The organism is Cupriavidus sp. Met-2 (genome assembly GCF_049843575.1).
Classification (GTDB): domain Bacteria; phylum Pseudomonadota; class Gammaproteobacteria; order Burkholderiales; family Burkholderiaceae; genus Cupriavidus; species Cupriavidus metallidurans.
Genome location: NZ_JBBHZL010000006.1, coordinates 187504 through 210363, shown reverse-complemented (window position 1 = coordinate 210363; position 22860 = coordinate 187504). Strand labels below are relative to the sequence as shown.

Genomic DNA, 22860 nt, shown 5'->3' with positions numbered 1-22860 from the left:
TCCTAAACTAGCGCCATTCCGCAGCCGCGCTGATCAGATCATGTTCCGGATCGAATCTCTCATGCCCCGATTCTTCGGCCTACCCCAATTGACCGCGCTCGCCACTTCGGCGGTCGTGTCCATTGCCCTGCTGGCCGCGCCGGCCTCGTACGCAGCGACGTCGTCGACTGCGACGAAGTCGTCGTCGAAAAAGCAGGCAAAATCCACTAAAACCACCAAAAAGGTGGCTTCCGCGAAGGCGGAGGCGTCGCCGCGCAAGGTGATCGTCGTGCGCAACGGCAAACGTACCGTCGTTGCAAGCCGCGCGGCGCCAGTGCGTGCGGCGTTCGTGCCGTCCAAGCCGTCGCTGGGCGAGGCGATGGGCCTGCGCGATACCGAGGATGCGCTTGCCCTGCGATCGTCAGTGGCGCTGGTCATGGATCAGAACACCAATGAGGTGCTGTTCCAGAAGAATCCCACGGCTGTGCTGCCGATCGCATCCATCACCAAGCTGATGACCGCGCTGGTGGTGATGGACGCACGTCTGCCGATGGACGAGATGCTCACGGTGACCGAGGAAGACCGCGATACCGAGAAGCACAGCAGTTCGCGTCTGCGCTTTGGTACCCAGCTGACCCGCCAGGAGATGCTGCTGCTGGCGTTGATGTCGTCGGAAAACCGTGCTGCTTCGGCGCTGGGTCGTAACTATCCGGGTGGCCTGCCGGCCTTTGTTGGCGCGATGAACCGCAAGGCGCGCGAGCTTGGCATGAGTGACAGCCACTTCGTCGATTCGAATGGCCTGTCGAGCAGCAATGTGTCGAGCGCGATGGATCTGGCCCGCCTGGTCAATGCCGCCTATCGCAATCCGACGATCCGCGAGTACTCGACGCAACCCGAGCACGAAGTCACCGTGTTTGGCCGTCCGATGCACTACGTCAGCACCAACCGCCTGGTGCGTGGCGGCAACTGGGATATCGGTCTGCAGAAGACCGGTTATATTTCCGAAGCCGGCCAGTGCCTGGTGATGCAGACACGCGTGAATGATCGCAATGTGGTGATGGTGTTCCTTGACTCGGTTGGCAAGCTGTCGCGCTTTGCCGATGCCACGCGCGTGCGTAGCTGGCTCGAGCATCAACCGGCGACGTCGGCGCAACCGCGCCCTTTCCCATCGAATCCCAATCTCACTCAGGGCCCTAAATCGCCCACGGCGATCCTGGTCTCGCAGCAGTCGCACGGAACCTGAGCGACGACATCTGAGCGTTTGGGCCGTACAAGAAAAACGCGCCGCCGGGCGAAAACCCGGCGGCGCGTTTTTTGTTTGCCTCGGCTGCGATCAGGCGATCAAGCTGTAGGCTCGGGGACATATCCCATGCCACGCGAGATCTGCAGCGCGGTGTCCTTGAGGTTCTGCAGCCAGCTATCCTGAAGCCGATCGGCCGGGGCAGAGAGTGACAGGCCGGCGACAAGGCGTCGCGAGTCGTCATAGATGCCTGCGGCGATACAGCGGACGCCGAGTTCCAGTTCCTCGTTATCGCGTGCGTAGCCATTCGAGCGCACCCAGGTCAGTTCGCGTTCGAGCTTGGAGATGTCCGTGATCGACGTGCGCGTATGGCCGGCCAGTCCGGTACGGGTGGCGTAGTTGCGTACACGCGCGCCTTCGTCCGCGGCCAGGAACAGTTTGCCGACCGAGGTCAGGTGCAGCGGGGCGCGGCCGCCGATGGCACGCACCACCTGCATCCCCGAGCGCTCGCTGTAGGCGCGCTCGATGTAGACGATTTCGTCGCCCTGACGTACCGACAGGTTGACGGTCTGGCCGGTGACGCGGTGCAGGGCACGCATTGGTGCCAGTGCAGCGTCACGCACCGAAAGGCGTGCCTTGACCAGATTGCCCAGCTCGAGCAGCCGCATACCCAGTCGATAGCTGCCCGGATCGGAGCGGTCGACAAAGCGGCACGCCACCATGTCGTTCAGAATCCGGTGGGCCGTGGACGGGTGCAGGCCGGTGGCCAGCGAAAGCTCTTTCAGACTGACGGGGTCGGCGTGCTGGGCCAGCGCGTCCAGCAGCGTCATCATGCGCTCGATCACCTGGATCGAGGTCTTGCCGGGTGACTTGTCTGCTTCTGCCATGGAGAAAATTTGTGCCGTGCGGCAAATTAAGCGTTTGCCTGATTCTATCTCACATCGTGAAAATTTCAACTGATGAAACGCGATTACTGAAATCAACCTCCAATCGCTTGCGCGATGACCGAACATTTCGCGTGAGCCGCATTGTGCGGCGGGATGAACAAGATTGCGGCGCCGGATGCCCGCAGCGGCGGGGGCAAGGGGCATAATTGCGATGTTTCTGGGTCTGGAAAAAGGGAAGTGATGCGAATCGGACTGTTCGCCACCTGTCTGGTGGACCTCATGCGCCCCGAGATCGGGTTCTCGGTGCTGAAGCTGCTGGAATCGGCTGGCTACGAGGTCATGGTGCCCGAGGCGCAGACCTGCTGCGGACAGCCTGCCTACAACTCGGGTGAGCGCGCTGTATCACGTGACCTGGCGGAGAAATTCCTGCGCGAGTTCGAGATGTTCGACTACGTGGTGGTGCCGTCCGGCTCCTGCGGCGGCATGATTCGCCAGCACTATCAGGACCTGCTGCGCGACGAACCGGAACTGCATGGCCGCTACGAGCGCCTGCGGGAGCGCGTCTTCGAACTGACCGATTTCCTCGTCAACGTGGCAAAGATTGACCGGTTCGATTCCACGTTTGCCGGCCGTGTCACCTATCACGATTCCTGTTCCGGGCTGCGCGAGCTGGGCGTCAAGCAGCAGCCACGCGAGCTGCTGGGCAAGCTGCCGGGCGTGACGCTGACCGAAATGAAGGACTGCGAGGCGTGCTGCGGATTCGGCGGCACGTTCTCGGTCAAGTACGGCAACATCTCCACGGCGATCGTCGACGAGAAGTGCGCGAATATTCAGTCGAGCGGGGCCGATGCCGTGGTGCTCGGTGACCTCGGCTGTATCCTCAACATCGAAGGCCGGCTGCGCCGCACGGGCGATACGCGCACACGTGTGCTGCATATTGCCCAGGTGCTGGCTGGCGACGCCTGAAGACCCGCAACGAGCCCCCACGATGCAAGTCCACAGCATGGAATTCAAGGCGCGCGCAGGGCAGAAGCTTGCCGACCAGCGCCTGCAGCAGAACCTCAAGAAGCTCTCGACCAAGTTCGTCACCGCGCGCGCCGATGCGATCCGCGACATCGATTTCGATGCCACGCGCGCCGCGTTGAAGGAGCGGCGCAACCGGGCGCTCGAGAATCTCGACGTCTGGCTGGCCAAGTTCGAGGAGAGCGCGACAAAGCGTGGCGCCACGGTGTTGTTTGCCGAATCGACCGCCGATGCCGCGAGGCTAGTGGGCGAAATCGCGCAAAAGCATGGCGTGAAGAAGGTCATCAAGAGCAAGTCGATGGTGACCGAGGAGATGCGTCTGAACCAGGTGCTTGGCGAGATGGGCGTGCAGAGCATCGAGACCGACCTCGGCGAGTACATCCTGCAGATCAACGATGCCGAGCCGCCGTCGCACATCATTGCGCCGGTGATCCACAAAGACAAGGACGAGATTGCCGACCTGTTCGCCAAGGTCCATAACAAGCCCCGTCTGACTGATATCCCCGAGATGACGCGCGAAGCGCGCGAGGTGCTGCGGCCAGAGTTCCTGTCCGCCGACATGGGCGTCACGGGCGGGAATTTCATCATCGCCGAGACCGGCTCGGTGGCCGTGGTCACCAACGAAGGCAATGAGGGCATGTGCACGATCATGCCGCGCGTGCACGTGGCCGTGACCGGTATCGAGAAAGTCCTGCCGACGCTGGAGGATCTGGCCACCGTGATGCGGCTGCTGCCGCGTTCGGCAACGGGGCAGGCGATCTCGAACTATTTTTCGCTGCTGACTGGGCCGCGTGCCGAGGGCGAGCAGGACGGTCCGGAGCATATGTACTTCGTGCTCGTCGATGGTGGACGCAGCGGCCTGATCGGCGGAGAGTTCCAGGAGATGCTGCGCTGCATCCGCTGCGGCGCCTGCATGAACCACTGCCCCGTGTACCAGAAGATCGGCGGGCACGCCTATGGCTGGGTTTATCCGGGCCCGATGGGCAGCGTGCTGACGCCGAGTTACGTTGGGCTGGCGAATGCCCTGGACCTGCCGCAGGCAGCCACGCTGTGCGGCGAATGCAACCGCGTCTGTCCGGCGTCGATCCCGCTGTCCGATCTGCTGCGCAAGCTGCGCGAGAAACAGATGGAACGACGCCTGCGTCCCTGGCAGGAGCGGGCGGCACTGCAGGCTTGGGGTTTTATTGCACGACGCCCGGATCTGTACGCGTTTGTCACGCGTATGGGTGCGCGCCTGCTCGCACGCATGGGCGGCCGTGGAAAGCTGATCGGGAGCCTGCCGATGGCGGGCAAGGGATGGACGGACACACGTGACATGCCGGCCCCGAGCGGCCGAACGTTCCGCGAACTTTACAAGGAAAGGAGGGCGCGTTCATGAGCGCCAATCAGGAGACGCTGGCCGCAATGCGGACTGCGCTGGACGCACACGTCGCCGGCAGCCTGCCGGTGGGGGACCTGATCGAACAGTGGCGTGCCTCCGCATCGTCGCTGACGTTGCCGCCGGTATTCGGTCAGGCGATGGAAGAGTTGCTGCGCAGGATGGAGATGTCGGCCGTGTTCGCGCAGGATAGCTGCTCGTTCTCGAGCACTGCGGTGACCGACCAGCTCAAGAAGTGGCTGGATAAGGCGGGAACGATATAAGGCACTGCCACAGGTAAGCTCCCCTCCCGCAATGCGGGTGAGGGGAGCTTGCCTATTTACCCCAGCAGCAGCGCGTCGTCATCGAGCTGCTCATGCCGCGTCTGCTCGAACATCTTGAGCAGATCGGGCACGTCCAGCCCCTTGCGCTGGTCGCCGGACACATCCAGAACGACCTGGCCCTGGTGCAGCATCACCGTGCGCTGGCCATAGTCGAGTGCCTGGCGCATCGAGTGCGTGACCATCATCGTCGTGAGCTTGCTTTCCTCGACGATCCGGGCCGTCAGTTCGAGCACAAATGCCGCCGTCTTCGGGTCCAGCGCCGCGGTGTGCTCATCAAGCAGCAGGATGCGCGACGGCTGCAGCGATGCCATCAGCAGGCTTACTGCCTGGCGTTGGCCCCCGGACAGCAGACCAATCCGGTCCGTCAGGCGGTTTTCGAGGCCCAGGTTCAGCAGGCGCAGCTTGTCGCGAAACAGCTCGCGCGACGACTTGTTCAGCGCCGGGCGGAAGCCGCGACGCGAACCACGTGCCATCGCCAATGCCATGTTTTCCTCGATCGTCAGCGCCTCGCAGGTGCCGGCCATCGGGTCCTGGAACACGCGGGCCACCAGATGGGCGCGATCCCAGGCCGGCTTGCGCGTGACGTCGGCGTCATCGATCATGATTCGGCCGGTGTCGATCATCAGGTCGCCGCTGACCGCGTTGAGGAAGGTCGATTTGCCGGCGCCATTCGAGCCGATCACGGCAACGAACTGGCCAGCCGGAATCTCCAGGCTCAGGCCGCGCAGGGCGCGGTTCTCGATCGGGGTGCCCGGGTTGAAGGTGAGCTTCAGGTTTTCGGCGCGCAACATATCAGGCACCTCCGTTCTTGCGGGCGAACAGCTTCTTGCGCGTGGCCGGCAGCACCAGCGCCAGCGTCACGAGGGCAGCCGTCACCAGGTTCAGATCCTGTGCCTTGAGGCCGATGAATTCACTGTTCAGCGCCAGCGCGATGAAGAAACGATAGAGGATTGCGCCAACCACCACAGCCAGCGTGACGTACACCAGACGTCGTGCCGGAATGATCGTTTCGCCGATGATCACAGCGGCCAGGCCGATCACGATCGTGCCGATACCCATCGAGATGTCGGAGCCGCCTTGTGTCTGCGCGAACAGTGCGCCTGCCAGTGCGACGAGCGCATTCGAGAGCGCCATGCCGGCCAGCGTCGCGCGGCCAGTGGGCACGCCCTGGGCGCGGGCCATGCGCGGGTTGGCGCCGGTGGCGCGCATCGCCAAGCCAAGCTGCGACGAGAAGAACCAATCCAGGCCAATCTTGGCGATCACGACCACCACGAACAGCACCACAGGGCGCAGCACGTAGTCGGGCATCCATTCCGGCTGCAGGATCGTGAAGATGGTCGGTTCGGTGATCAGAGGCACGTTCGGGCGGCCCATGACGCGCAGGTTGACCGAGTACAGCGCGATCATCATCAGGATACTGGCCAGCAGGTCCATGATCTTGAGTCGCACGTTGAGCCAGCCCGTGATGAAACCGGCCAGCGATCCGGCGATGATGGCGGCCACCGTGGCGGTGAACGGGTCGTGCCCGGCCGAGATCAGCGTGGCAGCCACGGCACCGCCCAACGGGAAGCTGCCGTCGACGGTCAGGTCGGGGAAATTGAGGATGCGGAAGGAAATCAGCACCCCGAGCGCCACGAGACTGAAGATCAGGCCGATCTCGAGGGCGCCCAGAAGGGAAAAGAGGGACATTGGGGAAAATCCTGTTGCTAGCCCGACCGGTTTGGCCCGGGTAGGGCCCTGGGGGCGCTCAAGGCCGCGCTCGTAGGGTAGGCGGCGCGGCCTCGTTGGGTCTTACTTGATGACGGTCTTGGCTTCCTTGATCAGGTCCGGCGACAGGGTGACGCCTTGCTTCTCGGCGGCGCCCGTGTTCACGAACAGCTCAAGGTTGTCGGAGGTTTGCGAAGCAATCGCGCCCGGCTTTTCACCCTTCAGGATGCGCAGCACGACCTTGCCGGTCTGATGGCCCAGGTCACCGTAGTTGATACCCAGGGCGGCGATGGCGCCACGCTTCACGCTGTCGGTGTCCGAAGCCACCAGCGGGATCTTCGATTCGTTGGCCACCTTGACCAGCGATTCATATGCGGACACGACGTTGTTGTCGGTGTTCGTGTAGATCACGTCCACCTTGCCGATCAGGCTCTTGGCGGCCGGGCCAATGTCTACGGTACGCGGTGCGGCGGCTTCCTTCAGGGTCAGGCCTTCCTTGGCCAGCAGTTCCTTCAGTTCCTTGACCACCACCACCGAGTTGGCTTCACCCGGGTTGTAGACCATGCCCACGTTCTTGGCCTTGGGCACCACGCGCTTGATCAGGGCGACCTGCTTGTCCAGCGGCAGCTTGTCCGACACGCCGGTCACATTGGTGCCCGATGCGCCCCAGCTCTTGACCAGCTGAGCAGCCACCGGATCGGTCACGCCCGAATACACCACGGGGACGGACTTGGTGGCAGCCACCACGGCCTGCGCCGACGGCGTGGCAATGGCCACGATCACGTTCGGCTGGTCACCCACGAACTTGCGGGCGATCTGGGCGGCCGTGCCGGTGTTGCCCTGGGCGCTCTGGTATTCCCACTTCAGGTTCTTGTCGGCGTCGTAGCCGTTGGCCTTCAGTTCGTCGCGCACGCCGTCACGAATGGCGTCAAGTGCCGGGTGATCCACGATCGACAGGACCTTCACAGTCTGAGCCTGCACGGCGCCGCCGTAGAGCAGAGCCAGCGCGACTGCGCTGCCGAGGATGGTTTTGGTGGATGCCTTGAGACGCAGCATGTATTTGTTCTCCCCCGAGGGTTCGGTGCTTTAGATCAGCCGCAAAAACGTGACCGCCGTCCTGACAGTAAGCCTGCTGGCACTGGAAACATGTCAGGCAGGGTGACCCGGTCGGTCCGCGTGCGGGCGCGCTGCGCCCGGCGGCAGGTGCGGGCGCGCGCGCGGTCGCAACGGATACGACGGCGCGAAGGCTCGCAGCATACCATTTTCACCGCCTGGATGGCTCGCTTTTAATGCCGCACCGCGCCATATCCTGCTGAAAAACACCTCTACTGGGGAGGTGCACCGCAAATTATTGCGCCGGATTGTGGATTTCGGCGTGAATGCGCTCAACGGCCGACAGCACCTCGGCCGAAAGTGCGGTATCCAGGGCGTCTACGTTTTCTTTAAGTTGCGCAAGGCCCGTGGCGCCGATGATCGTGCTGGCGATAAACCAGCGCGAATAGCACCATGCGAGCGCCAATGTGGCGCCCGACATCCCGTGCGCGCGGGCGAGTTCCAGGTACCGCGCGGCGGCCGCCATCGTCTCGGCTCGCATGTAGCGCGGGCTCCAGTCAGGGGAGAAGCGCGTCAGCCGGCCAACGGCGTCCGGGTTGAATACGGGGTGGTTTGCATCACCGGTCAGGTATTTGCCGGTCAACTGGCCGAACCCGAGCGGGCTGTACGCCAGCAGGCTGACCTCGGTGCGGAAGCAGGTCTCGTCCAGCCCCTGCTCGAAGCTGCGGTTGACGAGGTTGTACGGGTTCTGGATCGTGGCGATGCGGGGCAGGCCATGCCGCTCGGCCACATTGACGAACTCCGTCACGCCCCACGGCGTTTCGTTCGACACGCCGACGTAGCGGATCTTGCCGGCCCGCACCAGATCGCCCATCGCTTCGAGTTGCGCCTCGATTGTCGCGCACTGGCGCTCAGCTTCGGGGTTGAAGCGCTTCTGGCCGAAAATCGGCGCGTTACGCGCCGGCCAATGAATCTGGTAGAGGTCGATGTAGTCGGTCCGCAGTCGCTTGAGGGAGTCCTCGACCGCGGCGCGGATGCTGTCAGGCGTCAGATCCCCGCCATTGCGTATCCACGGATTGCGCGCCGGGCCGGCCACCTTGCTGGCGAGCACGACGCGATCGCGCGGCTGCTTCTTCAGCCAGGTGCCGATGATGCGCTCGGTGCTGCCGTACGTCTCGGCGCGCGGCTTGACCGGGTACATCTCGGCGGTGTCGATGAAATTGATGCCGCGCGAGAATGCGTAGTCAAGCTGGCTATGGCCCTCGGCCTCGGTGTTCTGCTCGCCGAAGGTCATCGTGCCGAGGCAGATGCGCGAGACTTCGAGGTCGCTGCGGCCGAGTCGGATCATTTTCATGGTGTTTCCCTGGATCGTGTCGGCCGACAGAATGCCTGAAAACCGCTATCGGCGCAGGGCGCTGGCACATTCGCGCACCAGCGTCGGCCCGCGATAGATCAGGCCGCTGTAGACCTGCACGAGCTGCGCGCCGGCGTCGATCTTGGCGCGTGCATCGACGCCGTTGAAGATGCCGCCCACACCGATGATCGGCAGCGCGTCGCCAATGACTTCACGCAACGCGCGCACCACCCGCGTGGAGGCTTCGAACACCGGGCGGCCGGACAGGCCGCCAGCTTCCTCGGCATGAGGCAGGCCCTTCACGGCGTCGCGCGAGATCGTCGTGTTTGTGGCGATCACGCCGTCAATCTTGTGGCGCACCAGCGCATCGCCGATGTTGCGAACCTGGTCATCGTCGAGATCGGGAGCGATCTTGAGCGCCACGGGCACGTAGCGCTTGTGCTGGTCGGCCAGGCGCTGCTGGGCAGCCTTGAGTGTGGACAGCAGGCTATCGAGTTCGCTGGCACCCTGGAGCTGGCGCAGGTTCTTCGTGTTCGGCGATGAGATATTCACCGTGACATAGCTTGCGTGCGGATAGACGCGCTCAAGACAGTACAGGTAATCGTCTGCCGCGCGCTCGATCGGCGTATCGGCGTTCTTGCCAATATTGAGCCCCAGCACACCGCCTTCGGCCTTCCAGCGGGATGCCTGGACATTTCGGATGAATGCATCGACGCCCCCGTTGTTGAAGCCCATGCGGTTGATTAGCGCGTCGGCCTGCGGCAGTCGGAACATGCGCGGGCGCGGGTTGCCCGGCTGCGCCCGAGGTGTGACCGTACCGACTTCGATGAAGCCGAAGCCGAATGCCGCCAGGCCATCGATATAGGCGCCATCCTTATCCAGGCCGGCCGCCAGGCCGACCGGATTCGGAAAGCGAACGCCCATGACCGTGCGCGGGTCGTCGGCGATGCTGTTGCCGATGCATCCGGCCAGCCCCATGCGCTTGGCGCGCATCAGGTTATTGAGCGTGAAATGGTGGGCGTCCTCCGCATCCATGGAAAACAGGGCGGGGCGCAGCAGGGGGTAAAGCGCGTTGAGCACGAGGGTGGGGCGCGGCCAGGGCCGGCGAGGAGTCGGAACCAAGGCGGCATTGTAGCGCCTCCTGCGCCCGTTTTTACTCCAGGGCTGGGTCGGGTGCCGGTTGCCCGGATGCTTCCGCCGGAGCCTTGAAGGTGTGCCACTGATTGCCAGTGAGTACCTGCAATGGCTGAAAGCGTGCCTTGTAGGCCATCTTGCGGCTGTCGGCGATCCAGTACCCGAGGTACAGGTGGGGCAGGCCAAGCTCGCGGGTCTGGTTGATCTGCCACAGGATGTTGTAGGTCCCGTAGCTCGCGCCCACGATCAGGGGGTCGTAGAACGTGTAGACAGACGACAGGCCATCGTCGAGCACGTCGATCATGCTGACCATGCGCAGGCGTCCCGCTTCCGGGGATCCCGGTGGTTCACGAAACTCCACCAGACGGGAGTTCACACGGCTCTGTAGCAGGAACTGCTCGTACTGGTCGCGGCTGTCCTGGTCCATGCCGCCGCCGGCATGGCGCATCGACTGGTAAAGCAGATACAGCGCGTAATGCTCCTCGACGTAGGTGAGCGGCGCCACGAGGGCCTGAAGGCCTTGATGGTCTCGCCATGCGCGGCGCTGGCTGCGATCGGGTCTGAACTGATCGACCAGCACCCGGCATGGCGTGCAGGCGCGGCATTCGTCGCAATAGGGGCGGTAGGTGAAGATGCCGCTGCGCCGGAAGCCAGCCCGCACCAGCCGCGAGTAGACGTCGGCATTGATCAGGTGCGCCGGCGTGGCCACCTGAGAGCGTGCCATGCGGCCTTCGAGGTAGCTGCAAGCGTAGGGCGCCGTCGCATAAAACTGCAGCGCGGAAAGCGGGAGTTCCTTCAGCTTGCTCATGGCGTCGGAGATGGACGGGGGCTTGTCTCGCAGTCTATCAGAGCGGGCCGGCGCACGTCTGCAAGGCGATGCCGTGGCCTGCTGGCGAGATGAGGTGCCATTTTGAGATTCCTCGCATGGTGCGGCGGATGGCGGACGCCTAGCATGTGAGTCATCTGACACAGCGGAGAATTTGCAATGACAGCCACGGTCATTCAGGCAGAGGCTATCGAGCGCAGCGTCGTAGACGCCAGCACTGACGGGCCGCGTGAATCGCGGCCGTCCAAGATCACGGAGATCGCCGCCTTGATCGCGGCGATCGCTGCGGGCGGCGCGACATTGGTCGCGGTGATGAGCTATCAGAATGCGGTCATGGAGGAAAAGCTCACGGCTGCGGTGAGTCCGCTTGCCACTTCGATCATTGAGATGGATAAGCGTCTCGCCACATCGATCGGCGAAATGGACAAGCGGCTCACCAATACAATTGACGAGATGGACAGGCGGCTTACCAATTCGATTGGTGAGATGGATAAGCGACTCACGGGGCGGCTGGACCAAGTCGATCGACGCCTGCATCAGATGGATCAGCGAATTGATCGGATCCAGGTGGGTAGACGAAATGTCCCATAGCCGCGCATACGTGGGGTGGGCTGCAGCGTGCACAATCGCCAGGTTACGCGTCGAGGGAGCGCTGATGCCAGTGTGGGCACGTGACGCCGACACTTGTCCCCGATGATCCGTGCAATCAGAGTTCGGTGCTTGCCTGTGATGTCCAGCGCGTCAGTTCAGATTTGTCAAAACGCCAGGGAGAGATATTGGCTTCGGCAGCCGTCTGGCGAACGTGTGCAATGAACTGCTCGCGAGGGATTGGTTCGGCGCCGAGCGAGGCGAGGTGATCGGTCTCCTGCTGGCAGTCGATCATGGTTACGCCGTGGCGTTCGAGGAATCCGCATAGCGCCGCAAGGGCGATCTTCGACGCATCCGTGCGGTGGGCGAACATCGACTCGCCGTAGAACATGCGCCCCAGGGCCACGCCGTAGAGGCCGCCAACGCGTTCGCCGCGATACCAGGTCTCGACAGAGTGCGCGAGTCCGAGGCGATGCAGGCTGCCGTACGCTGCGACGATGTCGTCCGTGATCCAAGTGCCGAGCTGGCCATCGCGTGGGGTCATTGCGCAAGCCTGCATCACGGCGACGAAATCGTCATCGACGCGGATTTCCCAGTCGGGGTCCCGCAGGATGCGACGCAGGGTCTTCCGCAGGGACACCGAAATCTTCAGCCGATGCGGGGCCAGCACCATACGCGGGTCGGTGCTCCACCATAGAACGGGCTGGCCTTCCGAGTACCAGGGAAAGATGCCTTGTCGATAGGCTAGAAGCAGGCGCTGCGGTGAAAGATCGCGGCTGGCCGCAAGGAGTCCCGGCGCGTCACTTGCTGGTCCGAGCGCGCGCTCGACCGGTGGAAACGGGTCCTGCGGGTCGAGCCAGGTGATCATGCTCTGAGGCTGGAGTTGCGGCTGGAATTGCGGGAAACCTGCGGGTTGGACGTCGCCTGTTACGGCGTGACCGTGGCGCGGCTGGTCAGCGGACGCATCGGCTTGTCGATGTCGAGCGTATGCAACCTGAAGCTACTATCGGCGATCCGGCCGGCAGCGCGGTCGGCGAAGAAGCAGCGCAGCGTGTGGATGACCGTGGGGAATGCCAGATCGTCCCAAGGCACGTCGGCCTCGTCGACGAGCTTGACCTCGAGGCTTTCTTCGCCCGGGGCTACATCCAGATCCAGCAGGCGGGCCAGATAGAAAAGATGCACTTGATGCACGTGCGGCACGTTCAGCATCGAGAACAGTTCACCCACTTCCACGCGGGCGCCGGCTTCCTCCAGCGTTTCGCGCGAAGCGGCTTGTGCGGTGGTCTCGCCAATCTCCATAAACCCCGCCGGCAGCGTCCAGAAGCCATAGCGCGGCTCGATTGCGCGTTTGCAGATCAGGATCTTGTCTTCCCACACCGGGATCGTGCCCACGACATTGCGTGGATTCACATAGTGGATGGTGCCGCAGCTATCGCACACGCTGCGCGGGCGGTTGTCGCCTTCAGGCACGCGCAGAACTACCGCATGGCCACAGTTCGAGCAGAATTTCATGAGGGAGGCACTCGGGAGGAATGGCGGCAAGTGTATCACCGCGCCGGGGCGCTTCTGTATGGCGCCCGCCGTCCGGCGCGTCATGCAAAGCGTGCGCGCCATGGCAAACAAAAAACCCGCCAATAGGCGGGTTTGCTGTGCGACGGTCGGTTGGTTGCGGGGGCAGGACTTGAACCTGCGACCTTCGGGTTATGAGCCCGACGAGCTGCCAACTGCTCCACCCCGCGTCCGTCGAAGCTGTGATTATAGGTGAGTCGTTGACGCAATGCAACAGAAACATCCGAACAATTGCGGAGACACGCTAGATGGCCTGCTGACAAGGGTTAGATCGTTGCGCGTGGCAGTCGGTTCAGGGCGTGGAAGGACTTTCGCTTGTGCGCTGCCGTAGGGCGTCCCACCAGGCGCCTTCGAACTCGAAACTGTCGCGCTGCTGCAGGTCGTCGCGTTGCCACATCACGCGGTCGCGGCGTACGGTCAGCATCCAGGTGGTGGTGGCGAGCGGCTCGGGCGCGTCAAAGGCGCGGGGGGTGAGGATGGCAGCGCAAGCGCCGTGCACGGGGTCACGCGCCGATGTGTACCGGATCAGGCCGATGGCTGCCTCGCGCGCGGTGCGGCCGAACGCCTGACATTCATCGTGCTGGTTGGGGTCGGTCCAGCGCGCGCCGTCGTCCACAAACGGCGGCGTATCGAGTGCCACCCCGTCGGTCTTCACGCTGACCTGGAACAGGGTCTGCGCGCGTGCATCGATGCGCGGCAGCGCCGGGCTGTCCTGCAGGAACCGCCAGCGCCAGAATCCAAGCTCTGCGCAGGCTGTGCGAATGGCTTCGGCGCCATAGAACACACCGATGTCCTGGGGGCCGCGAAAGCGTGAGCCCTCGGCGGCGGGCGGGTAGCGGAACGGCGTGTAGATCAGATAGTGCAGATGCCGCGCATCGAGTGGCACGACGGGCTTGCCGGCGTCGAGGACGGCCTCCAGCACGGCCTGCTCCTCGAGTGTATCGACCAGCGGCATGGTCGACACCACGTGTTGCGCTTCTACCGCCCGCCAGAGCCTGAGCGCGAACGGCTTGCGCTCAGATGCGACCGCGGGTGGCGTCCAGGTAGTGAACGACACGTACGATGCCCTCCGTTGTGCGGATCAGTTCGAGCGGCTTGCCGCCGAGTGCGAGATTGTCGTGGGTCAGCCAGAGCCGCGCCTGTTCCTCGTGGCCAAGGATGGCATCGAGCGAGCGGAACAGGCGCACGAACAGGACGGCGAACTCCCATTCCTTGCGATGGACATCGAGCACGTAGCCGCCCGAGGCCATGCGCGAAACTGAAGCGGTGCTGATCCCCAGCACGCTGGCCACGATGGCCTGGCTGATGCCGAGAAAGCTAGCCGCGCGCATCACGGCCTTGGTGAGCGTCACGCCAGGATCGGGGGCACTTCCGGGGTCCGGCGTCGGAATCTGACCAGATTGCATCGCCTATGCTCCTGTTTCTTGAGAAACATTATAGGCACCCAGTTTCAGAAGGGAAGCTGCAAATGGTGTTGATTCCTGTGGCGATTCCGTTTCCCGATCCTGTTCCTAATACGTTTCGATATGCAGGCGACCTTCGGCACGCAGGCGCGGTTCGATGTCCTGCCACGACTGACCCGACGTGGCGCAGACCTCGGCGAATGCATCCAGCACGCCTTCCTCCATCCCCTTGAGTCCGCAGATGTAGATATGACCATGCGGGTCCGCCAGCAACGCGGCCACCTGGGCCGAGGCCTCGCGAATGGCGTCCTGCACATACCGGCGCGGTACCTCCGGATCGCGCGAGAACGCGAAGTGGATGTCCAGGAAGTCCTTGGGTAGCTTCAGCAGCGGCCCAAAGTAGGGCAGTTCCCGCCGATTGCGGGCGCCGAAGAACAGCAGCCGGCGACCGCTGAAGTGGTCCATGTTGCGGCGCATACGCTCGGTCATCGCCCGCATCGGCGCGGATCCGGTACCGGTGCAGATCATCATCACGCTCGCTTCGCGGTGGTTCGGCATCAGGAATGTGCTGCCGAACGGCCCGACCACCTGCACAGGGTCACCCTTGGCCAGGTCGCACAGGAAGTTCGACGCCACGCCGCGCACTGGGTTGCCATCGTGATCGGTGTCCACGCGCTTTACGGTCAGCGCGAGGTTGTTATAACCCGGCCGCTCGCCGTCGCGCGGGCTGGCCACCGAATACATGCGGATGTAGTGCGGCTTTCCGGATGCATCGGTGCCGGGCGGGACGATCCCGATTGCCTGACCTTCCAGCACCGGAAAGAAGTGATTGCCGAAGTCGAGCACGATGTGATGGATGTCGCTCGATGCATCCTCGGCGGTCAGCCGGTAGTTGCCGGCCACCGTGGCGGTCACCGGCTCGCGCACGCCATGCAGGTTGACGTACGGATGCGCGGCCGACCACGGCGCCCTGGATGACGTATGCCGACTGGCCTCCACCTCCTGAACGGCCACGGATTTGCTGCCGCGCGACGCTTCCTCGATGACCTGCCCGGCCGCAGCCGCTGCCTCGATCTCCGCTTCCGGCAACGGCACCTCTTCCGGCAGTTCGTCCCAGGTCAACTGGGCTTCGATGGTGTAGGCCTGGCCCTTGAGCATCGTGCGCCAGTTGTCGATGGCGCCGGTGGGGCAGGGCGACAGGCATGCATTGCACGCATTGCAGACGTCAGCCTTGACCACGTAGTTGCGGTCGTCGTGAGTGATGGCATCTATCGGGCACGTGTCTTCGCAGGTGTTGCAGCGAATGCAGATTTCCGGGTCGATCAGATGTTGCTTGATGATGTCGGCGGCGCCCATGATCGTCAGCCTCGATGGATAGGTCGTCAGTTGAAACGAACGTACTCGAAATCAATCGGCTGGCGGTTGATGCCAACAGCCGGCGGCGCGATCCAGTTGGCGTACTTGCCGGGTTCTACCACCCTCCCCATCAGCGAAGCCACGTACTTGCGATCTTGTTCGGTCGCCAGCCATTTGTCCTTGTTGGCTTCCCATTCGGCGGTCGTCAGTATTTCGCCGGTGGGCGACACGTGCAGGTTTGCGAAGGTGCCGATCTTGCGGTTGAAGGCCTTGTGCGGCACGGTCAGGCGGAACGGGATGCCTGCCTTCTCGATGACCTTGTTCCAGCGCGCCACGCCGCCCATGGAGTCCTTAATGTAGTCGTCGCGCAGCACCTCGTTCAACGCATTCAGCATCGGCACTTCACGCTCGGTCAGCTTGCCATCCCGCACGTCGAGGATGCGGTACACGTCGCCCTTGAGCAAGTGGTCATCGTCGCGCTTGCCTTCGTCGAACCGACCCTTGAGGCCGGCGCTGTAGAACGTGGCGGCGTTGGAAGACTGGTCCGCCCCGAACAGGTCGATCGTGACGCTGTAGTGGAAGTTCAGGTAGCGCTGGATCGTTTCCAGGTCGATCACGCCAGCGGCGCGCACGTCCGCCGGATCCTGGATGTCGCGCTCGCGCATGACCTCGCAGGTGCGCTGGATCACTCGAGAGACGCCGGACTCACCCACAAACATATGGTGTGCTTCCTCGGTCAGCATGAAGCGCGTGGTGCGCGCAAGCGGGTCGAAGCCAGATTCCGCCAGCGCGCAGAGCTGGAACTTGCCGTCGCGGTCGGTGAAGTAGGTAAACATGAAGAACGACAGCCAGTCCGGGGTCCGCTCGTTGAACGCGCCCAGGATGCGTGGATTGTCCTCGTCACCCGAGCGGCGGCCGAGCAGCGCTTCCGCTTCCTCACGGCCGTCGCGACCGAAATGGCGGTGCAGCAGGTAGACCATGGCCCACAGGTGTCGGCCTTCTTCCACGTTGACCTGGAACAGGTTGCGCAGGTCATAGAGCGACGGGGCGGTCAGGCCCAGATGGCGTTGCTGCTCCACCGATGCCGGTTCCGTGTCACCCTGCGTGACGATGATGCGGCGCAGATTGGCGCGGTGTTCGCCCGGTACTTCCTGCCAGGCCGCCTCACCCTTGTGCTCGCCGAAGTGAATCCGGCGATTGGGATCTGCCGGTTGCAGGAAGATACCCCAGCGATAGTCGGGCATCTTCACGTGCTCGAAGTGCGCCCAGCCTGACGGATCGACGGAGACCGCGGTGCGCAGGTAGACATCGAAGTTGTGCGAGCCGTCCGGCCCCATGTCGCGCCACCAGTCCAGGAACGCCGGCTGCCAGTGTTCGAGCGCGCGCTGCAGCGTGCGGTCCTCGGAGAGGTTCACGTTGTTCGGAATCTTCTGGCTGTAGTCGATGCTCATTGCGGGTCTCCTTTTATATTTGCCGTCAGATCGGACAGTCGTCAGACCCGATCCCAGTCGAAGCGTGCCTTGTTACCGGTGCCGAATACCTTGAGCGCGCCGTGTTCGCCGACCGCGTTGGGCCGGTTGAAGATCCAGTTCTGCCAGGCCGTCAGGCGCCCGAAAATGCGCGTTTCCATCGTTTCTCGCCCGCCGAAGCGCAGGTTGGCTTCCAGACCGGTCAGGGCGTCGGGGGACAGGCTCGCGCGTTCCTCGGTGGCGATACGGATTTCGTCTTCCCAGTCGATGTCGTCGAGCGCGGCCGTGATCAGGCCAAGTGCTTCGGCGGCGGGGCCGTCTAGCGGCTTGCCGGCCTGTTCGCGCACGGCGACGATGGCGTCGACATCTTCATAGAAGCGTGCGGCCAGGCGCGTCAGGCCGTTCGGCATCGGATAGCGGCCGAAGTTGGCGACGTCGGCATGAACGCGAGGAGCTTCGTCCGGCGTGTCGGGCAGTTGCAGCATGTAGGCGCGGTCCGCGGCCAGCACCAGTTCCAGCAGCGTGCCGGCAAAGCAGGAGCCCGGTTCCACCAGCGCGAACAGACTGCGCGACGACACATCCAGGCGCGCCAGCGTGCGGCGCAGCATGCCGATCGTCTCGCGCACGAACCAGTGGCTGGCGTGCGCATCCATCAGCGCATCGGCCGCCAGCACCTGTGCGGCATCGCCGGTGGTCTTGAGGATCCACATGCCGATATCGAGATGATTGGTGCGCAGCGTCAGGATGGCGTCGTCTAGCTCGCGCGCCATCTTGAGCGGCCACCACTGGGCGCCGGCGGCGAGGATGCCGGCCAGATCCCGGGGTTGACCGGCGTCGGGCGCCGACACGGTGATCGTTGCGCGGCGTGACTCATGGTCGATGTCGACGCGTACGGTTTCGTACCGATAGCCTTCGGGCGTCACGGTGCGCGTCAGTGGCGTCAGTCTCACGCCCTGTGCATCGGCGGGGCGGTCGCTCTGGGCGGCCAGCGCCTGCGCGCGTTCGCGCACGTATTCGGCAAAGCGTGCGGGTTTGACCACCTCGTCGACAAGCTTCCAGTCCTTGGCGCGTTGCCCGCGCACCCCTTCGGTGGTCAGGCAGAAGATGTCGGCGTGGTCGCGGCGCACATGGCGCTTGTCGGTGACGCGCGTCAGGCCGCCGGTGCCCGGCAGCACGCCCAGCAGCGGCACTTCGGGCAGGCTCACGGCCGAGGAGCGGTCGTCGACCAGCACGATCTCGTCGCAGGCCAGCGCCAGCTCGTAGCCGCCGCCCGCCGTGGTGCCGTTGCAGGCGGCGATGAACTTGATGCCCGAGTGGAGGCTGGCGTCCTCGATACCGTTGCGGGTCTCGTTCGTGAACTTGCAGAAGTTGACCTTCCAGGCGTGGCTGGACTTGCCGAGCATGAAGATGTTGGCGCCCGAGCAGAAGATGCGATCTTTCGTGCTCGTCATCACGACGGTGCGCACTTCCGGATGTTCGAAGCGAATGCGCTGCAGGGCATCGTGCAGTTCGATGTCGACGCCCAGGTCATAGGAGTTCAGCTTCAGCGCATAGCCAGGGCGCAGTCCGCCTTCCTCGTCGACGTTCATCGCCAGCGTGGCGACGGGGCCCTCGAACGTAAGTTGCCAGTGACGGTATTGCTCGGGATCGCGCTCGAACGTGACGGGGGCGCTGGATGCGATGGGGGCGGTGTCCGACATGAGGGCTGTCTCCTTGATGCACTATAGTGCCTTATCTTCTGGCATGAAATATAGTGCATCAATCAAGGCGATGCAAGATCGTGCAAGCCCGTTGCGAAGAAAAAACTGAAGGGAGGGGTGTCAGGCCCGTGTGTGCAGGATCTGCACCTGCAGCGCGTGCAGTGACGTGGCGGCATCCTGGCCGCTCGTGTCGATCGTGGCGTCCGCGCGCGAATAGAGTGGCGTGCGGGCTTGCAGGATGCGCCGCAGGTCAGTCATCGCCTCGCGGTTGCCTTCCATCGGCCGCATGTCGCCTTGCGCTACCACGCGGGCCATGTGTTCCTCGGGTGACGTGCGTACCCAGATCGTGAAGCATCGCGATAGCAGCAGGTTGAACGTGGCGGGTTCGGAGACCAGGCTGCCCGGCGTGGCCAGCACCATGGTGTCGTTCTCGCGCAGCACGCGCTCCAGCGCGCGCATTTCGTAGCGGCGATACGCGGCCTGGCCGTACAGCGAATGGATCTCGGAAAGGCTGGCGCCGGCCTCCCTTTCGATGGCGGCGTTCAGTTCGACGAACGGCATGTCCTCCGCGGCCGCGAGCGCGCGGCCCAGCGTCGATTTGCCCGCGCCGCGCAGGCCGATCAGCGCGATACGGCGATGGCGGGCGTCACGGGATTCCGTTGGCGACAGCGCGTGCCGCGCGGCTTCCCGCACGCGGGCCAGATCGCTCGCCGGCAGTTGTGCGAGCCACTGAATCAGTTGCGAGAACTCTGTGGCGCGAGGGTTGCCCGCGCCGCCCGCATCGGCATGGCCGTCAACCTCCGCCAGCACCACGGGCAGTGGCACGTCCAGCGCGTTGGCGACCTGCCGCAGCAGCAGCACCGATGCATTGCCGGTGCCGGTTTCGAGATTGGCGAGATAGCGCTCCGATACGTCCGCGCCGCGCGCCAGATCCTTGCGCGACATGCCGCGTGCCGCGCGCAGTGAGCGGATGCGCTCGCCCAGATGCGTGAGATACGGGTCCCGTTCACCGGTCGCGCGGTTGTCCGGGCGGCCTTCGGCGGTCATAAGCGGATCAGGGTCGCGGCGCATGATTCAGGGCGGTTGGGGTTCCACAATCGGAGCGGCGGCATTATACGTGCAGGAAAGTGCGCGGCGGATCCGTGCCTCTGCGGTCATATAGTGCATACCCTTGCTTGCATAATAGTCGATATGCAATAAAATGCATCGCACATCGTCGGCGACCTCTCTTGGCTGTCGGCACAAAAAGACAAACCTGCTGGATGCCATGCCGCGCGCAGTGTTGTTCGAGAACGCCGGATGGCCAGAGGAGTGGAGACATGACGCCCCCGATCTCGAGCGCTGGCCAAGCCGGCTGCGCCACCGCATCGACCGACCCCCGTGCCGAAACGGCGATTGCCGCGTTGCCGCCGCGCTATAACGCCGCCGAGGATTTGCTGACACGTAACCTTGTCGCAGGACGGGGCGTCAGGACGGCATACATTGATGACGCGGGCAGCCTGACCTTCGCCGAACTCGACGACCGCTGCCGCCGTTTCGCCGGCGCGCTGTTGCGGGCGGGCTTCCGCCGCGAGGAGCGTGTACTGCTCTGCGCGTTCGATACGATCGACTTTCCCACCGTGTTTCTTGGCTGCCTGCTTGCCGGCGTGGTGCCGGTGGCGGTCAATACGCTGCTGACGACCGAGGACTACGCCTACATGCTGGAGCACAGCGGGGCGCGGGCGGTGGTGGTCTCGGCGCAATTGCTGCCGACGATGCGCGCGGCTATGACCAAGGCGGGTGTCACACCGGATCTGATCGTGGCCGCGCCGCATACCGAGGATTCGGCCAAGGCGGCCAATACGGTCAGCGCCATGGCGGCGAGCGCGCCGCCGTTGGCGCAATCCGTCGCAACCGGGCCCGACGATATGGCGTTCTGGTTGTACTCCTCCGGGTCGACTGGTCGGCCCAAAGGCACGGTCCACACGCATGGCAACCTGTTTCACACCGCCGATCTCTACGCGCGTCGCGTGCTGGGCATCCGTGAGGACGACACCGTGTTCTCGGCGGCCAAACTGTTCTTTGCCTATGGGTTGGGCAACGCGCTGACGTTTCCGCTGGCCGTGGGCGCCACCACGATCCTGATGGCCGAACGGCCAACCCCGCAGGCCGTGTTCCAGCGGCTGACCACCCATCGTCCCACCGTGTTCTGTGGGGTGCCCACGCTGTTCGCCGGTATGCTCGCCTCGCCAGATTTGCCGCCGCGCGCCGATGTGGCGATGCGTGTGTGCACGTCAGCAGGCGAGGCGTTGCCCCAGGACATCGGCAACCGCTTCCTCGCGCATTTTGGGTGCGACATCCTCGACGGTATTGGTTCCACCGAGATGCTGCACATCTTCTTGTCGAACCGGCCAGGCGAGGTGCGCTATGGCACCACGGGCAAGCCGGTGCCGGGCTACGAACTGAAACTGCTCGACGAGCGAGGCGAGCCCTGCGCGTCCGGCGAAGTTGGGGATCTCTATATCAAAGGCCCATCGGCCGCGCTGATGTACTGGTGCAATCGCGAAAAGAGCCGCGACACGTTCGTTGGCGCCTGGACGCGCAGCGGTGACAAGTACGTGTGCGATGCCGACGGCTATTTCACCTACGCGGGCCGCAGCGATGACATGCTCAAGGTCGGCGGCATCTACGTTTCGCCATTCGAAGTGGAGGCTGCGCTGGCTCTGCACCCGGCGGTGCTCGAGGCCGCGGTGATCGGCGTGGCCGATGCGGACGACCTGATCAAGCCGAAGGCGTTCGTGGTGATGCGGCCGGGCCAGCAATGGCACGAAGGCATGGCCACGGAACTGCAGACGTTCGTGAAGTCCCGCCTCGCGCCGTACAAGTATCCGCGGCAGATCGAATGTGTCGAAGAATTGCCCAAGACCGCTACTGGCAAAATCCAGCGTTTCCGGCTGCGCCAGCGCGAGGAAGCCGCACGGCAGCACTGACATGGATACCGACATCGTTCAGATTCCGTTCGACGGACGCAGTATCGACATCGAGTACCAATGGCTGCGCGCGGAACGGATGACGCGGCCTCTCGTGGTCTTCCTGCATGAGGGGCTGGGCTCGATCAGCATGTGGCGCGACTTTCCGCGCCAGTTCTGCGAAGCCGGTGATTTCCGTGGGCTTGTATTTTCGCGCTATGGCTACGGCGGCTCCACGCCGCGCCCGCACGCAGAGAAATGGGGCGTCGATTTCATGCACCGGCAGGCGCGGGAGGCGTTGCCGGCCTTGTTCGAGGCGCTGGATATCGGGCTGGGCCGCAGCCATGGCAAGCCGTGGCTGCTCGGACACAGCGACGGCGGGTCGATCGCGCTGATTCATGCGGCGAGCTTTCCGGATGCAGTGGATGGCCTGACGGTGCTGGCGCCGCACATCATCGTGGAAGACCTGTCCGTGCGCAGCATCGCCGTCACACGCGAGACCTATCTGCAGACAGACCTGCGCGACAGGCTCGCGCGTCACCACCATGATGTCGATTCGGCGTTCTGGGGGTGGAACGACATCTGGCTCAATCCCGATTTCCGCCGCTTTGACCTACGCCCGTTGTTGCACGACATCCGCTGCCCGGCGCTGGCGGTACAGGGCGAGGACGACGAGTACGGCACGATGGAGCAAATCGAGGGTATCCAGCGATATGCGCCGCAAACTGTGCTGCTTAAACTCGCGCGGTGTGGACATTCGCCGCACCGGGACCAGTCCGGCGCATTGACGGCGGCGGCCGTGGCGTTTATAAACACACATACTTCAAATATAAAATAATTGGCCCGGACGGCAGGAACGCTGCCGTACCGCGGGCCAAATGGCTTGAAACCAAAGGCTTCAGACCACCAGGGAGGAGACCCCC

Annotated in this window: 22 protein-coding genes and 1 tRNA gene; 7 read left to right on the top strand and 16 right to left on the bottom strand. The window is 63.9% G+C overall.

Features of this window, described 5'->3' with window-relative positions; genetic code table 11:
* Positions 1 to 40: 40 nt before the first annotated feature.
* Positions 41 to 1222 (top strand): D-alanyl-D-alanine endopeptidase, encoded by a 1182-nt coding sequence (gene pbpG / locus WD006_RS15525; protein WP_011515982.1) that lies wholly within the window; start codon positions 41 to 43, stop codon positions 1220 to 1222.
* A 98-nt stretch (positions 1223 to 1320) separates the two neighbouring features.
* On the opposite strand, the gene WD006_RS15520 is transcribed toward pbpG, so the two are convergent.
* Positions 1321 to 2106: an IclR family transcriptional regulator gene (locus WD006_RS15520; protein ID WP_008648598.1), complete on the bottom strand. Its 786-nt coding sequence runs from the start codon at positions 2104 to 2106 to the stop codon at positions 1321 to 1323.
* A gap of 240 nt (positions 2107 to 2346) precedes the next feature.
* Between WD006_RS15520 and WD006_RS15515 the strand changes: the two genes are divergently transcribed.
* The 3 genes from WD006_RS15515 to WD006_RS15505 are packed head-to-tail and all read left to right on the top strand — an operon-like array spanning position 2347 to position 4770.
* Positions 2347 to 3072 (top strand): (Fe-S)-binding protein, encoded by a 726-nt coding sequence (locus WD006_RS15515; RefSeq protein WP_029308115.1) that lies wholly within the window; start codon positions 2347 to 2349, stop codon positions 3070 to 3072.
* A 22-nt stretch (positions 3073 to 3094) separates the two neighbouring features.
* Positions 3095 to 4507 carry a LutB/LldF family L-lactate oxidation iron-sulfur protein gene (locus WD006_RS15510; RefSeq protein ID WP_011515984.1) on the top strand — a complete coding sequence of 471 codons (1413 nt, stop codon included), beginning with the start codon at positions 3095 to 3097 and terminating at the stop codon, positions 4505 to 4507.
* The gene (locus tag WD006_RS15505) at positions 4504 to 4770 is read left to right on the top strand and encodes a hypothetical protein (protein ID WP_008648602.1); all 267 of its coding nucleotides are present in this window, start codon (positions 4504 to 4506) and stop codon (positions 4768 to 4770) included. Before WD006_RS15510 ends, WD006_RS15505 begins: the two co-directional genes overlap by 4 nt.
* A gap of 56 nt (positions 4771 to 4826) precedes the next feature.
* Here WD006_RS15505 and WD006_RS15500 read toward each other — a convergent pair whose 3' ends face one another.
* The 6 genes from WD006_RS15500 to WD006_RS15475 form a co-directional block, all read right to left on the bottom strand.
* Positions 4827 to 5621: an ABC transporter ATP-binding protein gene (locus WD006_RS15500; protein WP_011515985.1), complete on the bottom strand. Its 795-nt coding sequence runs from the start codon at positions 5619 to 5621 to the stop codon at positions 4827 to 4829.
* A 1-nt stretch (position 5622) separates the two neighbouring features.
* Positions 5623 to 6519, bottom strand: a complete 897-nt coding sequence (locus WD006_RS15495; protein ID WP_011515986.1) for an ABC transporter permease — start codon at positions 6517 to 6519, stop codon at positions 5623 to 5625.
* Positions 6520 to 6621: 102 nt separating this feature from the next.
* Entirely contained in the window at positions 6622 to 7593 is a 972-nt protein-coding gene (locus WD006_RS15490; RefSeq protein ID WP_011515987.1) for an ABC transporter substrate-binding protein, read from the bottom strand.
* A gap of 292 nt (positions 7594 to 7885) precedes the next feature.
* Entirely contained in the window at positions 7886 to 8944 is a 1059-nt protein-coding gene (locus WD006_RS15485; RefSeq protein ID WP_029308114.1) for an aldo/keto reductase, read from the bottom strand.
* A 45-nt stretch (positions 8945 to 8989) separates the two neighbouring features.
* On the bottom strand, positions 8990 to 10024 hold the full coding sequence (locus WD006_RS15480) for a quinone-dependent dihydroorotate dehydrogenase (RefSeq protein WP_029308113.1): 1035 nt from the start codon (positions 10022 to 10024) through the stop codon (positions 8990 to 8992).
* Positions 10025 to 10097: 73 nt separating this feature from the next.
* A complete protein-coding gene (locus WD006_RS15475) occupies positions 10098 to 10886 on the bottom strand; it encodes an arginyltransferase (RefSeq protein ID WP_011515990.1) in 789 nt (262 codons plus the stop codon).
* Positions 10887 to 11063: 177 nt separating this feature from the next.
* Between WD006_RS15475 and WD006_RS15470 the strand changes: the two genes are divergently transcribed.
* Positions 11064 to 11495 carry a hypothetical protein gene (locus WD006_RS15470; RefSeq protein WP_051723145.1) on the top strand — a complete coding sequence of 144 codons (432 nt, stop codon included), beginning with the start codon at positions 11064 to 11066 and terminating at the stop codon, positions 11493 to 11495.
* Between the two features lie 115 nt (positions 11496 to 11610).
* Here WD006_RS15470 and aat read toward each other — a convergent pair whose 3' ends face one another.
* The 9 genes from aat to WD006_RS15425 form a co-directional block, all read right to left on the bottom strand.
* Entirely contained in the window at positions 11611 to 12360 is a 750-nt protein-coding gene (gene aat / locus WD006_RS15465; protein ID WP_011515992.1) for a leucyl/phenylalanyl-tRNA--protein transferase, read from the bottom strand.
* A 59-nt stretch (positions 12361 to 12419) separates the two neighbouring features.
* Positions 12420 to 13004 (bottom strand): NUDIX hydrolase, encoded by a 585-nt coding sequence (locus tag WD006_RS15460; protein WP_008652183.1) that lies wholly within the window; start codon positions 13002 to 13004, stop codon positions 12420 to 12422.
* Between the two features lie 151 nt (positions 13005 to 13155).
* A tRNA-Met gene (locus WD006_RS15455) sits at positions 13156 to 13231 on the bottom strand.
* 122 nt (positions 13232 to 13353) lie between these two features.
* Positions 13354 to 14118, bottom strand: a complete 765-nt coding sequence (locus WD006_RS15450) for an RES family NAD+ phosphorylase (RefSeq protein ID WP_029308111.1) — start codon at positions 14116 to 14118, stop codon at positions 13354 to 13356.
* Entirely contained in the window at positions 14078 to 14467 is a 390-nt protein-coding gene (locus tag WD006_RS15445) for an antitoxin Xre/MbcA/ParS toxin-binding domain-containing protein (RefSeq protein WP_011515994.1), read from the bottom strand. Before WD006_RS15445 ends, WD006_RS15450 begins: the two co-directional genes overlap by 41 nt.
* Positions 14468 to 14572: 105 nt before the next feature.
* Positions 14573 to 15820 carry a benzoyl-CoA 2,3-epoxidase subunit BoxA gene (gene boxA, locus WD006_RS15440; RefSeq protein WP_017512979.1) on the bottom strand — a complete coding sequence of 416 codons (1248 nt, stop codon included), beginning with the start codon at positions 15818 to 15820 and terminating at the stop codon, positions 14573 to 14575.
* 26 nt (positions 15821 to 15846) lie between these two features.
* Entirely contained in the window at positions 15847 to 17271 is a 1425-nt protein-coding gene (boxB, locus tag WD006_RS15435; RefSeq protein WP_017512980.1) for a benzoyl-CoA 2,3-epoxidase subunit BoxB, read from the bottom strand.
* 41 nt (positions 17272 to 17312) lie between these two features.
* Positions 17313 to 18989, bottom strand: a complete 1677-nt coding sequence (gene boxC, locus WD006_RS15430; RefSeq protein WP_029308110.1) for a 2,3-epoxybenzoyl-CoA dihydrolase — start codon at positions 18987 to 18989, stop codon at positions 17313 to 17315.
* A 120-nt stretch (positions 18990 to 19109) separates the two neighbouring features.
* A complete protein-coding gene (locus tag WD006_RS15425) occupies positions 19110 to 20060 on the bottom strand; it encodes a helix-turn-helix transcriptional regulator (RefSeq protein ID WP_029308109.1) in 951 nt (316 codons plus the stop codon).
* A 248-nt stretch (positions 20061 to 20308) separates the two neighbouring features.
* Between WD006_RS15425 and WD006_RS15420 the strand changes: the two genes are divergently transcribed.
* The gene (locus WD006_RS15420; protein WP_029308108.1) at positions 20309 to 21958 is read left to right on the top strand and encodes a benzoate-CoA ligase family protein; all 1650 of its coding nucleotides are present in this window, start codon (positions 20309 to 20311) and stop codon (positions 21956 to 21958) included.
* 1 nt (position 21959) lies between these two features.
* Positions 21960 to 22775 carry an alpha/beta fold hydrolase gene (locus tag WD006_RS15415; protein ID WP_029308107.1) on the top strand — a complete coding sequence of 272 codons (816 nt, stop codon included), beginning with the start codon at positions 21960 to 21962 and terminating at the stop codon, positions 22773 to 22775.
* The last annotated feature ends 85 nt before the right edge of the window (positions 22776 to 22860 follow it).